Consider the following 15292-nt stretch of genomic DNA (forward strand, 5'->3'; position numbering starts at 1 on the left):
TTTTGCTTTCTTGGGCTGTCCGATTCCATGACCGTAAGATCGACGCCGGCTGGTCCAACTGCCTGGACTGAATGAAGCTGAGGATCATTTCTGATGGCATACCCAGCAAAGCCCGTGCTCGTAACGCCACTTGCGGGTGACCCGGAGAGCGTGCTTGCCGGGCCCACATTGCAAGTCGGTAAAAACCGCTTGCGCTTGAGGACCTGTGGCACCTCCGAAGCAGGTAAGCGCACCCTGATCTCACGCCTGTTGCAGGAGCCAGGGCATCACATCGTTGACGCTCCCCGGGGCACCTCGATGGCAGATGTGGTCATATTGCTGGTCGATGCGCAGCTCGGGGTGGGGACGCAAACCCGCCGTCACGCGCACCTTGTATCTCTCCTGGGCATCCAGCACGTCATCGTGGCTGTCAACAAGATGGACCTGGTGGGCTACGACCGTCAGGTGTTTGACGCCATCCACGCGTCTTTCCATGATTTGGCGCAGCGCTTGGGTTTGGACCAAGTGACCGCGATACCGCTGTCGGTGCTAAACGGTGACAACGTCACTTCACATTCGGCGCGAATGTCGTGGTACCGAGGCCCATCGCTCATGGAAATCCTGGCGACTCTGGAAGCGCCCAGACCCTCTGGCGACAAGCTGGTGTTTCCGGTGCAGGAGGTCAACCACAGCCAGGAAGTCGGCCATGCCGTCTACGGCACACTGGCTTCCGGTCAATTGGTGGTGGGGGATGAGGTGCGCATCACCGCATCCGGCGAGGTGGCCCGGCTGGTGCGCATGGCGGCGTCGGACGGCGACCTGACTCACGCGCACGCGGGCGACACCATCACCCTGGTTCTAGATCGCGACGTGGCTGCCGTGCGTGGGGATGTGTTGGCGCGAGCCGATCAGCCGCTCGAGATGACAGACCAGTTTGAGGCCATGCTGATCTGGATGGCCGAGGAGCCCGGTCTGATGGGGCGCACGTATGAGTTTCAGTTGGCCAGCCAGTGGGCCAATGCCAGCATCACCACGCTGAAGTATCGCGTCGACCTCAATACGCTGGCCCATGAGGCGTGCCGACAATTGGAACTTCACGACATTGCCGCCACCAATCTGGCGCTCAGTCAACCCTTGGTGCTGGATGCCTATGCAGCTTCGCGGACTTTAGGCAGCTTCATTCTGGTGGACAAATTCACACGGGCCACCGTGGCAACAGGTTGGGTCAAGCACAACCTGCGGCGCGCTCAGAACGTTCAACGACAGGCGCTCAGCATCACCCGACAAGATCGAGAGCGACTCAACGGCCACAAAGGCAAGGTCATCTGGTTGACCGGTCTGTCGGGTTCAGGCAAATCGACCCTGGCCAATGCGCTGGAACAGGAACTGCACGCCCAAGGCAGACACACTTACATTCTCGATGGCGACAACATTCGCCAGGGGCTCAACAAGGATCTGGGCTTTACCGATGCCGACCGTGTCGAGAACATCCGCCGTATCGCTGAGGTAGCCAAACTCATGATGGATGCAGGATTGATCGTGATGACCGCCTTCATCAGTCCGTTTCGGGCAGAGCGGGAAATGGCTCGAGAGCTGATCCAGGATGAGAACTTCATTGAGGTGTTTGTCGATACGCCCCTTGCGGTGTGCGAGCAGCGTGATCCGAAGGGGCTGTACAAAAAGGCCCGCAGCGGCCAGATCCCCAATATGACGGGCATCAACAGCCCCTACGAGCCGCCCATCAACCCCGAAATCAGGTTCTCAAGCAACAGTTCATTGACGGACATCCTGCGGCATCTCTAGCCTCAGTCCCTGTCGCGTGGCATCAACGACGGCCAGTGCTCAGCCCAGCAACACCGGTGATCAAACCCATCGATCACCCTGACATTCGCACCCTGTGACCCCTGAATGCCAGGAGGCCAAAGAAATGCCAGAGTGGGGGGAACGACCGCATCGCGTGCGCCCACGAAATGCACTTGACGCACCCGTGCGATGGCCGCGACCATATCTGCGGCATTCAACGATTCGTCCAGAGGGCTGACCCGGTGGTAGGTCGTCCAGGCACGGTGGTCGAGGTTGCCCGCCACTGTGATCAGCCGCGTCACATCCGTGCGGCGCGCAGCGACCATCGCTGCCACCGCCGCACCGCCGGAGTACCCCACCAACACCAGGCGCCGTGCCCCCCATCTCTGCTGCATGGTGGTTACGGCCCGGTCCATCGCATCGATGATTTCTGGTGCAAAACGCCTTTGCATCCAATATGCTGGTGTGCAGCTGTGGCTTGTGGCCCCCACATACTGACACGGACGGCCTATATACACTGCCATACCCGAAGCTTGGGCCAACGCCAGCTTCAAGCCCAGTGGTTCCAGAGGTGTCGGATCGTCGGACGGGGTGGCGTGGTCGATCCAGGCCAAACCATCACCTTCGATGTAGATGGTCAGCGTCTCGATGGGGCGGATCGGGGTGGGGGCGTAGGCCAGCAGGTCAAAACGCTCTGTGCGAAGGGGAAAGGCTTGCCAGCCGTGAGCCGCCGCCAGATCGTCCGCTTTGGCCTTGCGTGCTTGCGGGGTGGGCAGGCTGCTGCATGCAGCCAATCCCAGACAAACCACCCACAGTATCGGTCGGCTCCACACACCAGCCTCACTTGCCTTGTTCCCTGACCACAATGGACAGAGAGTTCAGCGCTTTCCTGTTTTGCGGCTCCAGCGACAAGATCTTCTGGTAATACGACCGAGCCGCGTCAAAGTCGCCCTTCTTGTAGCTGACGTAGCCGAGCGAGTCGTAGGCCTGCAAAATGGAAGCGTCTTTCTCCAGCACATCCAGCAAGATGCGCTCGGCCTCGTCATAGCGCCCCAGATCGCCCAGGGCAACGGCCATGTTGAACGTGGCGGGCAACAAGTCCGGCTGAATGGTCAAAGCCTGGCGGAAAGCCTCGATGGCCTCTTCCTTGCGTTGCTCGTTCATCAGGTCATTGCCGCGCTCGAAATGCGGTGTGGCCACTTCCAAGGGGGTTTCAGGCATGCGCACCTGGCCTACGTCTTCGGTCGCGATCAGGTAATTGGCCTGCGAGTGCGGGCTGTCGGCGTCCAGCAGTTCCATGTGGGCATGTGGCAGCACCGACACTGCAAACACCTCGTCAATGCCTGATGTGTACTCGACGTAGGACGCGACTTTGCCCGTCTTGATGTTGACCACCCAGACGCCACTGATGCGCTTGGGCAGGCGTGTGATGGGCAGGCCGCTGAACGTGGCGCTCTCTCGCACCTTGGAGAGGCCCACAAACGCAAAATCGCCCACGAAGTCCAGCCCACGGGTGAATCCAGGTAGGCTGGCCACCTCAATGACCTGGCGGGTGTCAAAGTCGTAGCGCGACAACGCCCCCTTGCCTGACTCCAGCAGCCACAACTGTCCTTGGTGCCAGCGCGGTGAATGGGGCATGCTCAGGCCTTCGGCCAGCACCTCATTGTTCTGGATGTCCATGAGGATGCCGCCATCAGCCTTGTTGGCGCGCCAGCCCAGTGGCTCGTCCGTTCGGCCCAGCGCCGTCACATAGCGCGGCACGCCGTCGCGGGCACAAAAGCCGTTCAGGTGGCATTTGTCGAGCGGCTGCAGCAGGGTGATGAATGGTGGCTTCCACACCGGCTTGAAGCTCAGGTTGGGGCCCATCACGCACAGGCAGGAAAACTTCGTGTTCACGAAGTACAGCTTGTCTTGGCACAGCGCCATTTCGTGGATGTCGATGTTGCCGGTGTAATGGATGCTCTGTGGCAGGTAACACGCATCAAAGGTCCCCAGCTTGGGCGCCACTGCACTGAAGTTGGCAAACTGGTAGATGCCGTGCCCCAGTCCGGCCCACAGGCGCCCGTCTTGCGCATACATGCCCATGGGACGGGGAAACTGCTTGTAGCGCAACTCGAACTGTCCCTCGCGCGCGCCCATCAGCATGAGCTTGCCACTCTGGTAGGTGCTCATCACAATCGTGGCCTTCAGACGCTGAAGCAATTCCACGATGTTCATCGCATAGGTGAAATCGATGTTCTGAATGGCCGGTGCAGGGGCACTGCCCGCATTCTGGTTAGATTGGATACTCATGAAACCATGATCGCAAAAAAAGAAGCCTCGTTTCCGAGGCTTCTGTGGTCAAGGGTAAAACAGTCAGAACTTCAGGCTGTATGTGGCCGAAATCCCATTGTTCTTGAACCCGCCGCCTTGCCCTTGATGGGACACTGACACGTTGAGTGAGCTCACCGCACTGACGCGACGCTCAAACCCCAAACCCAGCTCGTAACTGGTGAGGCCGTTGTCAGCACTGCGCGTTGCATACTTGACCCCCGGCGCACCTTCAAATGAGGTGTTCACGATCATCGCATTGCTGCGCGTGTCACGGCCCAGCTTCACGTGACCCAGCAGTTTCGACTGCGTATCCAGGGCATATTGAATGCCGGCACCAATGCCCAAAGTGGTTTGCGAGCGGCTGAAACCGTCCACTTGTTGGTTCACCGACGAGCCTGTCTCCTTGTATGACGGGGTCTTGAAGTGCCGGTAAGTGACCGACACCGTGGGTTGCACCAACAGGCGCTCGGATACCTGCACATCATGCTGCACCTTCAGGTCGACGTTCAGAACCTTGGCGGTGTAGCTGCCGCGAGCTGTTTCGCCCAGCAATTCGATGGCGCGCGACGTGTCAGTGTGCTGCTGCGTGTAGCCACCCTGGAACAGGAACTGCGTCTTGTCGCTCAGCGCCAGGTTGCCATACACCAGGCCCGTGATCACGTCGATGTCGGCCTTTTGGGCGACGCTGCTCATGTCCACATCGGCGTTGGTGTAGAACAAGGCCACGCCCAGCTTCTGGTTGCGGCGGTATTCACCGTCAAAGCCCAAGCCGACCCCCCCTGTCTTCAGGTTAAAGCCCGAGAGACTGCCGCGATCATCCTGCTTGCCCCATGAGCCGTAAGGCTTGAACCACACCGTGCGGTTGGCCAGCAAGGGATCGCCCGAGTTCAATCCGCTGGCACCCAGCATGTTGATGCTCTGGCGCTGACCCACAATGTTTTGAACGTTGTTGGCCACAACTGCACCGACCCCCACCGCCGTGGTGGTGACCGCGGGCGTGAAGGAGTTGACCGCGCCCGCCACGGCGGCATCGGTGGGCAGTGCGTTCAAGGCGGCAAACACGGGGTTCATGGCCGGAGACGCACCGGCATCCTGAATGGCTTGCAACGCTGCAGCCGCCGAAACGGCATTCGCATTGCCACTGCCAGCGATCGTGGCGTCCACAATGGTGGTGCCTTGAACCACATTCAAGTCAATGTTGTTGCCGTCTTGCACGAACTCGAAATTGAGCAAGGCCGAGTTGTCAGTGACCACGGGCGTGGCATTGAGGGTCAGGGTGTCACTCGCCACCACCACGTTGTCCAAGGTCTGCCCGACCAGCAAACCTTGGTTGGTGGAGGCCGCCAACACGTTCACGTTGATCTTGGAACCCGCGTTGAAGGTCGCGGTTTCTGTATTGAGCTGTGAGTGCGTGGTCGTCGTGCCATCCGTCAACAGCCCGATTTCCAAGGTGCCGCTGTTGACGAAGTCACGCACAAAAGCCGATGCGTTGTGCGGCAGGCTGATGGTGCCGGCGTTGTTGAGCGTGCCACCAGTGACAAGATTGCCGTTCAGCTTGCCCGTGGCGGTGTTGTGGATCGTCGCGGAGGAATCGTTGTAGATCGAATAGGCGCGCCCGTCTGCGGCGCCATTGATGGTGGCGGTGATGGTGCCGCTGTTCGTGATGTTGGCAGTGCTGTCCCCATTGCTGACGATGATGCCGGTAGCCCAGAGGTTGGCAGTGGCCGGGCCTTGGGTGTTCACTGTGATCGTGCCGGAGTTGGTGATGGAGGCGTTGTCACGCAGTTCGTTCAACCGCATGCCCGTTGCGCGCGCGTAGGCCAAGTCACCTGCAGTCGCGGTCACGGTCAGCGTGCCGCTGTTGGACACACTGGACGAGTCATTCACTTCGTCGAAATCCATACCCGTAGCAACGACATAGGCGTTGTCCCCACCTGTGGCAGTGACGGTCAGCGTGCCGCTGTTGGACACACTGGACGAGTCATGCAGATCGTCGGCATTGATACCCGTGGCAGAAGAGGTATAGGCGCTGTCCCCGCCTGTGGCAGAGACAGTCAGCGTGCCGCTGTTGGACACGCTGGCCGAGCTATACAGATCGCCGACATTGATACCCTTGGCATAGACATTAGCGTGGACCCCACCTGTGGCAGTGGCCGTGACGGTCAGCGTACCGCTGTTGGACACAGTGGACGAGTCATACAGATCGCTGACGTCGATGCCCGTGGCTTGAACACCTGCGTCGACCCCACCTGTGGCAGTGACGGTCAGCGTGCCGCTGTTGGACACACTGGACGAGTCATACAGATCGCCGACGTCGATGCCCGTGGCCTGGACACCTGCGTCGTCCCCACCTGCGGCAGTGACGGTCAGCGTGCCGCTGTTGGACACACTGGACGAGTCATACAGATCGCTGACATCGATACCCGTGGCATAGGCAACAGCGTTGTGCCCAACAGTGGCAGAGACGGTCAGCGTGCCGCTGTTGGACACAGTGGATGAGTCACTCAGGTCGCTGACATCGATACCCGTGGCATAGACACCAGCGTAGTTCCCACCTGTGGCAGTGACGGTGATCGTTCCCGCGTTGGTGATGAAAGAGTCGGTTGACAGGTCAGCACCGCTGAATCGCACGCCGAAGGCCGAGCCTCCGGCCGTGCTGCTGGCGGTGATCCTCCCCGCAGTCTCGTTGTTGATGTTGGTCAAGCCGCCTTGATTGCTGATCTCAATGGCGGTGGCGTCGCCTCCTGAGGTGGCAGAGATGGTGCCGCGATTGGTGAGAGTGAGGTTGCCTGTTCCGAAGTAGGAATCGTCAGTTGCAATGTAGACAGCGCTGATCGGAGCGCTGATGCTCGCACTGGCGCTGATCGTCCCAGCATTGGTGATTTCGGTCGAATTGGCGTTGTCGTCGGAATTCGACACCGAGACCGCCGGAGCGTCCGTTGCTTGCACCGATCCCGAGGCAGTGACATTGAGGGTTGCGAGGGAGAAATTGTAGGCGCTCTGGGTGCCGGTGACCGCGGTGTTGATCGTCGTCGGGGTGAAGTTGTAAAAAGCGACTGCCATGACCGGGGTCGCAGAGGCCCCCAGCGCGGCCAGGACGGCGGCCTGCAGCGTCGAACGTCGCAGGTCCAGCAACCGCCCTCCCACCGCTGCGCCGGTCACGGCGATGCTCTTGGTCTTGCCACGGCCTTTCGCCATTTCGGCCACCGCTTGCCACACGCCCGTGGTGGCGTTCCAGACGACGCGGTACATGCGGTTCATCGATCCGTTACTGCTGTTCATGCTCTAAAGCCTTGTTGAAGTGAGGGTGTTTTATTAACCTTACAAATGTTATTACAACTTAATCGTTTGTAACGATCTGTATTAAGCATTGAGCAGTGCGGTGGTGGTAAATTTGCTACTTTTGTTTGCTGCAGCTCCGGTTTTCTGGTGTTTTCGGACGCCACCCAAATGCTGTCGATCGTTGGGTGCAACGCTCAGTTTGATTTTTGATGCGCGGCGAAAAGGTTTCGCATTTACGAAGCAGTCAATACGTCCGCTTTCGGAGCAAAAAGCCAGGCGGTCGAGAAAACCGCAGATATGAGCGTTAACCGAGTCCGGTTCCCGCCAAGCGGACGCCAAAGCCAATGAACAGGCCCCCGACACCGCCCGTGCACACGGCGGCCAGTCGGCGTTGGCGCTGAAACAAACCGGACAGATGGCTGCCGCCCAGAATGAGCGCGGACAGGTACACCATGCTGCAGGCCTGAACAATCGCACCCAGGATCAGGAACGACAGCCACGGACGGGCGTAGGTCGGCGACACGAACTGGATGAAGAAGGACACGAAAAACAGGATCGCCTTCGGATTCATGAGGCTAATGAGCAGCGCCACCTGAAAGGGCTTGCCGCTGGCCGGGGCAGCGCGGGGGGCGCTCACTGTCTTGTTTTGCCACTGTGTGAAGCCGGCACGCAAGAGACCCAAGCCTAAAAATGCGAGATAGGCGGCGCCTGCATACTTCAGGCCGACAAACAGCGCCGGGTGGGTCTGGAACAGCGAGGCCACGCCCGTGGCGGCCAGGGTCATCAGAATCAGGTCACCCATGAAAATGCCCAACGCACCACGGTAGCCCGCGACCATGCCTTGTTGCGATGCCACGCTCATGACGTACAGGGAGTTGGGGCCCGGCAAGAGCACGATGAAGATGGTGCCCAGTACGAAGGTGGTGAGATCGGTGATGCCGTAGACCATGGAGCGCGGATGCAGTTGCTGGATGTCTGACTCCGGCATGGTAATCGGAGCAACGCGCACCGCTTTTGTGCGGCTGGCTGATCGGACCCAGGATGGGGCGCTGCGTTGCGGTGCGCTTCGCGAGCTGCACGGCCTGCCGGTCGCGTTGTCGGCGGGCACGCATGTTGCTTACTCCTTCGCGTGCCCGCAGGTAGCGTCGCCTCAGCGCACAGACATGGTTTCCGCTAACGACGGCGGGCATCAGTTTGATGCGCAAGATCCATGCAGGCAGCTCGGCTGCCCGGTCCCCTTTTTTGCTTTCTGGTCTCCTGGGCAGGCTTGAGCACATCTGCTCGTTTGCCCGGAGAGCCACGGCTGTCGCCTGACCGAGTGGGCGACACCGCCCCTAACGCGTCGCAGGAGTGCATATGAAAATCGTCGTCGTTGGCCACGGCATGGTGGGTCACAAGTTTCTGGAGAGCCTGTTTGAGGCGGGCCTGCAGAACGTCGAGGTCACGGTGCTGTGCGAAGAACCCCGCCCGGCCTATGACCGAGTGCACCTCTCTGAGTACTTCGCCGGCAAGTCGGCCGAAGACCTGTCCGTGGTCGAACCCGGCTTCTTCGAGCGCACCGGCTTCACACTGCGTCTGGCCGCTCGCGCCGTGGCCATCGAACGCCGCGACCGCACCGTCACCACCGCCGACGGCGAGGTGCTGCCCTACGACAAGTTGGTGCTGGCCACCGGTTCTACGCCCTTCGTGCCCCCGATCCCTGGGCGCGACCGCGACAAGTGCTTCGTCTATCGCACCATTGAAGACCTGAAAGCCATGAAGGTGGCAGGCGCCAAATCCCGCACCGGCGTGGTGGTGGGCGGCGGTTTGCTGGGCCTGGAATGCGCCAAGGCCCTGCGCGACCTCGGCCTGCAAACCCATGTGGTCGAGTTCGCGCCGCGCCTGATGGCCGTGCAGGTGGACGAGGGCGGGGGCCGCATCCTGCGCCACAAAATCGAGGCGCTCGGAGTGAGCGTGCTCACCAGTCGCAGCACAGTGAAAATCGTGGACGGGGCCGAGCACCGCCACCGCATGGTCTTTGAAGATGGCAGCTACCACGAGACCGACATGATCGTGTTCTCGGCTGGCATCCGTCCGCGCGATGACCTGGCCCGCCAGTGCGTGCTGGCCATCGGGCCGCGCGGGGGCGTGGTCATCGACGACCACTGCCGCACCAGCGATCACCACGTCTACGCCATTGGTGAGTGCGCGTCGTGGAACGAGCAAACTTTTGGTCTCGTGGCGCCCGGCTACGACATGGCCCGCGTGGCCGCACGTCATATCGCGGGTGATGCGCAGGCCGCGTTCACCGGCGCTGACATGAGCACCAAGCTCAAGCTCATGGGCGTGGACGTCGCCAGCATTGGCGATGCCCACGGCAAGACGCAGCATAGCCGCAGTTTTCATTACAACGACGACATCCATCAGGTCTACAAGAAGATCGTCGTCAGCGAGGATGGCAAGAAGCTGTTGGGTGCCGTGCTGGTCGGCAACGCCGATGAATACGGCACCTTGCTGCAGATGGCGCTCAACGGCATTGCCTTGCCCGACAAGCCCGAGTTCCTGATCCTGCCTTCCAGCGATGGACAGGCCAAGCCAGGCCTCGGGGTGGATGCCTTGCCCGACACGGCCCAGATCTGCTCGTGCAACAGCGTCAGCAAGGGGCAGATTTGCGCGGCCGTGGGGGAGGGCGTCACCACCATCGCCGACTTGAAAGCCTGCACCAAAGCGGGCGCCACCTGCGGCGGCTGTGTGCCCCTCGTCACCCAGGTGATGAAGGCCGAAATGAGCAAGCGCGGCATGGCGGTCAACAACCACGTCTGCGAGCACTTCGCCTACTCGCGCCAGGAGCTTTACCACCTGATTCGCGTGGGCAACATCCACACCTTCGACGAACTGCTGGCCAAGCACGGTCAAGGCCTGGGCTGCGACATCTGCAAGCCCACCGCCGCCAACATCCTGGCTTCGGTCTGGAACGACTTCGTCCTGAAGAAAGACCTGGCCAGCCTGCAAGACAGCAACGACTACTTCCTGGGCAACATTCAGAAAGACGGTAGCTACTCGGTCGTGCCCCGCATGCCCGGCGGCGAGGTCACGCCCGACGGCCTCATCGCCGTGGGCCAGATTGCCAAGAAGTACGGCCTGTACACCAAGGTCACTGGGGGGGCGCGAGTGGACATGTTCGGCGCGCGCGTCGAGCAACTGCCCCTGATCTGGGAGGAACTGATCGCGGCGGGCTTCGAGTCCGGGCACGCCTATGGCAAGTCCCTGCGCACGGTCAAAAGCTGTGTGGGGTCGACGTGGTGCCGCTACGGCGTGGGCGACAGCGTGGGCCTGGCCGTCGAGCTGGAGAACCGCTACAAGGGCCTGCGCGCGCCCCACAAGATCAAGTTCGGCGTTTCGGGCTGTACCCGCGAATGCGCCGAGGCGCAGGGCAAGGACATCGGCGTCATCGCCACCGAAAAGGGCTGGAACCTCTACGTGTGTGGCAACGGCGGCATGAAGCCACGCCATGCTGAACTGCTGGCCTCCGACCTGAGCAAAGACGACTTGGTGCGCATGATCGACCGCGTGTTGATGTTCTACGTCCGCACCGCCGACCGCCTGCAGCGCACCAGCACCTGGCGTGACAACCTGGAGGGCGGCTTGGACTACCTCAAGGACGTGATCCTGAATGACAGTCTGGGCCTGGGTGCCGAGCTGGAAGCCCAGATGCAGCACGTGGTCAACACCTACCAGTGCGAGTGGAAGACGGCGGTCACCAACCCGGAGGTGCGCAAGCGCTTCCGCTCCTTCGTCAACAGCGACGCGAAGGACGAACGTATCGTCTTCGTCAAGGAGCGCGGCCAGATCCGTCCGGCCCGCCCCGAAGAGCACGCCGCACAAACCGACGAGATCACCGCCTGAGCCCCTCACTGGAAGGAGAACAACATGAACGCAGTCATTCAGGATTTCCAAGCCGCGGCGGACGCAGTGGACACCTCGGGCACAGTGAGCGCCTGGACCTCCGTGTGCGCGGTGGACGACATCGTGCCCAACACCGGGGTGTGCGCCTTGGTGGCCGGGCGCCACGTTGCTGTCTTTCGCGTCGGGCAAGACCAGTTCTTTGCCCTGGACAATGTGGACCCCAAGACGGGCGCCAGTGTCTTGTCGCGGGGTTTGATTGGCAGCCTGGGTGGGCGCATCGTCGTCGCCTCGCCGTTGTACAAACAGCATATCGAACTGAGCAGTGGCGAATGCCTGGAGTCCCCCGCATACTCGGTGCAGACGCACCCTGTCAGCATTCAAGCTGGCCAGGTGAGGGTGGCCTTGGCGTGAGCGTCGATTCACCCTGGCCCTCTCGTTTTTGTGATCCCTTCGCTCGCTCATGACCCTGTCCGCCTCTCATCTCGTCCTGCGAGCCAAGCAACTGGAGCTCGATGCCGTGCGACATCTGGCCGAGCGGGTCGAGCTCGCCGGGGTGGTCGGTCAGCTCATCGACGCCTTGCAACATGAACGGGGGGCGACCAGCGTCTACCTCGCTTCCGCCGGGCAGCGGTTTCAGGCTGAGCGCCAGGCGGCGCTCGCGGCGGTTCACCCTGTCGAAGCCAGCTTGCGCACCCTGTTCAACGAGCAAGCCAGGCTCACACAAGGCGCCACCGCCCGAACCCTTTCTCTGATGGCCTGGGTGCTGCTGGACCTGCAGGCCCTGGCCGCACTGCGCCTGCAGATTGATCAACGCATCCCAACCGCCCACGAAGCGGTGGCCGCATACAGCCGCGTGATCGCCGGATTGGTCGAGCTCATCTACCAACTGGCCGATGCCGCGCCCCATCCCGGCATCTCGCGTCAGCTGGTGTCCTTGGTTCACCTGATCCAGGGCAAAGAGGCCGCCGGTCAGGAGCGCGCTGTGGGGGGGGCGCTTTTCGCCTCGGGCGCTTGCAGCGAGACCCAGCAACTGCGCATTGTCAAACTCATTGACGCCCAGGAGCACAGTCTCAAGGTGTTCGAAGAGTTTGCGCCGCCCGCCCTGCAAGCCCAGTGGCAGCAGCACCAGCTGACGCCCAATGTGGCCATGCTGGAGCGCCTGCGTCGCATCTTGTGCACCGCCCGCCACGGCACCGTGCTGGATGTCCGCCTGAGCGACAGCTGGTTCGACGCCGCTAGCGTGCGCATTGCCGCACTGTGGCAGTGCGAGGTCGAGCTCGTCGAAGGATTGCGTCAGGCCTGTGCCGCGCAGCTCGATCTGACCCAGCAGGACCTGCGGGACTCGGAGGGGCTCCTCAGGCAATTGCGTGACAATCCGCCGCCGCACACTCATGCCGTCAGCCGCTTCTTCAACACCGCCGAGCAACCCGATGCGGCGCCGGTACTGGGCTCAACCTCAGACAGCGGGAGCGACACCGCCGCGAGCGCTCCCGATGCCGCCAAGATCTCGTCGCTGGAAGAGGTGCTACAAGCTCAAACGGCCCGGCTGGTCAGCATGGAGTCCGAGCTGGAGACTGCCCGGCGCGCGCTGCACGAACGCAAGCTCATCGAACGCGCCAAAGGGGCCCTGATGGCGCGCATGGGCCTGACCGAAGATGCAGCCTTCCGTGCACTGCAGAAAACCTCCATGGACCACAACCGCAAGCTGGTGGATGTGGCCGAGGCCGCGCTGGCCTTGCCTGATCTGGTCTTCGGGCCTCGCCCCGACATGCACTAAAGCTGATCGGCTGCGCAGCTGCTCGCTGCCATCTTTGCTCACACGGCGTAACTCAGCTCCATCGGGTGCACCCGGTCCAGCCGATGCGCCCGTTGCTGGTCACGGATCATCTGGTCCACCTTGTAGCGCGCAAGTGGCCAGGGCCCGAAACCGGAGTCCGTGTTGATGTGACCGACGGCGCCCAGATTCTGAAAGCGCGCCCCCCAGGCCTGTGCCCAGGTCCGCGCCTGCTCCAGGGGCATCCACGGGTCGTCTTCACTGCCGATCACGGTCGCCGGGATGTGCAGGCCATCGGTCGGCAAGCGGTGCGCGACATCAAACTTGATCGGGTCCGCGGGCGCCACCATCAGCGCGGCGCGGATGCCGCCCAGCCCGTCCTGCGCTTGCGCGTGCAAGGCCAGATGCATTGCCAGCGCCAGGCAGCCGAAACTGTGGGCCACGGCAATCCATTGCGTGTGCGCCCCGAACCGCCCGAGGGTCTCCGTGATGTTCTGGGCCCACTCATCCAGGTCGGGGGCGAACCAGTCACGTTGCTGCACCCGCACGGCACCACGGTACTGGCTCTGCAGCCAGGTTTGCCAATGCGTGGGGCCGCTGTCGCGCAGGCCGGGAATGATGAGCACACGCACCTGATGTCTTTGTGCGATGGGCAGCAAGGAGGAGGGCGAGGACGGGTTCATGCACCCACTGTAGGCGGCAGGCATATGTGATGAAAGCAATGAATACGCATTCTGGTATGCGCAAATCAAATAAGGTGTGGGTGATCAGATCACCTCAGTCCCATGCGCGAGCGGGTCGCTCCACCTCGAGCCGCTTCACAACGGCGGCCACCCCACTCTCGCACAGGGCCAGCACCTTGACGAAGCCTTCTGGATTGCCGTAATACGGGTCCGGCACATCCTGTGAGCCATCGTGACCAGCAAAGCGCAAAAACAGGTCCAGTTTGTGCCGAGCGTCCTCCGGGCACTGCCGCTGCAGGGCGCGTAGGACACTCTCGTCCATCGCCAAGATCAGATCAAACTGCGCAAAATCCTGCGGCTTGACCTGGCGCGAGCGGATCTGCTCAATGTGCCGGTAACCATGGCTCAAGGCGCAGGCGATGGCGCGCCGATCCGGCTTTTCTTTGAGATGGCTTCGCCCGATCGCCGCCGAGTCCACCTGCAGCATCGATGCCAGACCGCGACGCGCCAGGACATCGTGGAACACGGCCTCGGCCATCGGGGAGCGACAGATATTGCCCAAGCAGACCAGAAGGATGCGATACATATGCCTCCAATTTTAGCGACCCGCTGGCGCGGGCGAGTGGCGGCCTCAGCCAGCAACCGCGCGCAGCGTCAAAACCCCCTGATCGCGGGGTTGATTTGGTTTGACATCTATTTTGTTAAAGCGATTTGGTGTGTGTTTCCATTCAAATCATTTTTGCGAGATGCCTGTAATACTTTTGGCACACGTCATTCTTTACGTCAGTCGCCCCCCCCCTTATGAGGGATGTCTCAGGGCAAGTACGGGGGTGGGTGGTCAAGTTTCTTTATGTCCGCCTCGGACTGCGCTACATTCGAGTCAACCAGTTATCGGTATTTACAAATCGCAGGAGCTCGCCTTGAAGCTGTTGACATCCAGAAGTTGGACCATTTTGGGTTCTGTATCCCTGGTCCTGGGTTCGGTCGCGCTGACCGGTTGTGCCAACCTTGGCGGGCATCCCGCAGCGCCGGCCGGCGCGGCTTCACCCGACTACAACTACATCGTCGGCCCAGGGGACACGCTGAGCATCAACGTTTGGCGCAACCCTGAGCTGTCAGGTTCAGTCCCGGTGCGCCCTGACGGCAAGGTCTCCACCCCCCTGGTTGATGAACTGGTCGCCCAAGGCAAGACCTCCACGCAGATCGCGCGCGATGTCGAGCAGGCACTGGGCAAGTATGTTCGCGATCCGGTGGTGACCGTCATTGTCACCAGCTTCGTGGGCCCCTACAGCGAACAGATTCGCGTGGTGGGTGAAGCGGCCAAGCCTCAGTTCCTGCCCTTCAAGCAAAAGATGACGGTGCTGGATGTGATGATCGCTGCGGGCGGACTCACAGACTATGCGGACGGCAATAACGCCACCATCGTGCGGGCCGCCGAAGGCAATAAGCGCTACACCGTCCGTTTGAACGATCTGCTCAAACGCGGCGACATCGCGGCCAACGTCGAAGTCTTGCCTGGTGACATTCTCATCATTCCTCAGAGCTGGTTCTGAGCGCGGGTTGACTCAAGCGA

At 61.5% G+C, this 15292-nt stretch carries 11 protein-coding genes; 5 read left to right on the forward strand and 6 right to left on the reverse strand.

What is annotated here, in order from left to right; translation table 11 throughout:
* The first annotated feature begins 93 nt into the window (after positions 1 to 93).
* The gene (cysC, locus tag AC3WW4_RS07550; protein ID WP_488827768.1) at positions 94 to 1782 is read left to right on the forward strand and encodes an adenylyl-sulfate kinase; all 1689 of its coding nucleotides are present in this window, start codon (positions 94 to 96) and stop codon (positions 1780 to 1782) included.
* A 2-nt stretch (positions 1783 to 1784) separates the two neighbouring features.
* On the opposite strand, the gene AC3WW4_RS07555 is transcribed toward cysC, so the two are convergent.
* The 4 genes from AC3WW4_RS07555 to leuE form a co-directional block, all read right to left on the reverse strand.
* Positions 1785 to 2615, reverse strand: a complete 831-nt coding sequence (locus AC3WW4_RS07555; RefSeq protein WP_488827769.1) for an AcvB/VirJ family lysyl-phosphatidylglycerol hydrolase — start codon at positions 2613 to 2615, stop codon at positions 1785 to 1787.
* Between the two features lie 7 nt (positions 2616 to 2622).
* Positions 2623 to 4074, reverse strand: coding sequence for a TIGR03032 family protein (locus AC3WW4_RS07560; protein ID WP_488827770.1), 1452 nt, complete (start codon positions 4072 to 4074; stop codon positions 2623 to 2625).
* 63 nt (positions 4075 to 4137) lie between these two features.
* Positions 4138 to 7377 (reverse strand): autotransporter domain-containing protein, encoded by a 3240-nt coding sequence (locus tag AC3WW4_RS07565; protein WP_488827771.1) that lies wholly within the window; start codon positions 7375 to 7377, stop codon positions 4138 to 4140.
* A 304-nt stretch (positions 7378 to 7681) separates the two neighbouring features.
* The gene (leuE, locus tag AC3WW4_RS07570; RefSeq protein ID WP_488827772.1) at positions 7682 to 8365 is read right to left on the reverse strand and encodes a leucine efflux protein LeuE; all 684 of its coding nucleotides are present in this window, start codon (positions 8363 to 8365) and stop codon (positions 7682 to 7684) included.
* 368 nt (positions 8366 to 8733) lie between these two features.
* Here leuE and nirB point away from each other — a divergent pair, with 368 nt between their 5' ends.
* From nirB to AC3WW4_RS07585, 3 genes are read left to right on the forward strand one after another with little or no spacing between them, the layout of a single operon-like run.
* Positions 8734 to 11262, forward strand: coding sequence for a nitrite reductase large subunit NirB (gene nirB / locus AC3WW4_RS07575; RefSeq protein ID WP_488827773.1), 2529 nt, complete (start codon positions 8734 to 8736; stop codon positions 11260 to 11262).
* A gap of 24 nt (positions 11263 to 11286) precedes the next feature.
* Positions 11287 to 11673 (forward strand): nitrite reductase small subunit NirD, encoded by a 387-nt coding sequence (nirD, locus tag AC3WW4_RS07580; RefSeq protein WP_488827774.1) that lies wholly within the window; start codon positions 11287 to 11289, stop codon positions 11671 to 11673.
* 49 nt (positions 11674 to 11722) lie between these two features.
* Positions 11723 to 13039, forward strand: coding sequence for a nitrate- and nitrite sensing domain-containing protein (locus tag AC3WW4_RS07585; protein WP_488827775.1), 1317 nt, complete (start codon positions 11723 to 11725; stop codon positions 13037 to 13039).
* A 38-nt stretch (positions 13040 to 13077) separates the two neighbouring features.
* Here AC3WW4_RS07585 and AC3WW4_RS07590 read toward each other — a convergent pair whose 3' ends face one another.
* Together AC3WW4_RS07590 and AC3WW4_RS07595 are read right to left on the reverse strand one after the other, a co-directional pair.
* Positions 13078 to 13719: an RBBP9/YdeN family alpha/beta hydrolase gene (locus AC3WW4_RS07590; protein ID WP_488827776.1), complete on the reverse strand. Its 642-nt coding sequence runs from the start codon at positions 13717 to 13719 to the stop codon at positions 13078 to 13080.
* 94 nt (positions 13720 to 13813) lie between these two features.
* Entirely contained in the window at positions 13814 to 14305 is a 492-nt protein-coding gene (locus tag AC3WW4_RS07595; RefSeq protein ID WP_488827777.1) for a low molecular weight protein-tyrosine-phosphatase, read from the reverse strand.
* A 382-nt stretch (positions 14306 to 14687) separates the two neighbouring features.
* Here AC3WW4_RS07595 and AC3WW4_RS07600 point away from each other — a divergent pair, with 382 nt between their 5' ends.
* Positions 14688 to 15272, forward strand: coding sequence for an XrtA/PEP-CTERM system exopolysaccharide export protein (locus AC3WW4_RS07600; RefSeq protein WP_488829704.1), 585 nt, complete (start codon positions 14688 to 14690; stop codon positions 15270 to 15272).
* Positions 15273 to 15292: the final 20 nt, after the last annotated feature.

It is taken from the genome of Aquabacterium sp. TM01 (assembly GCF_057808345.1).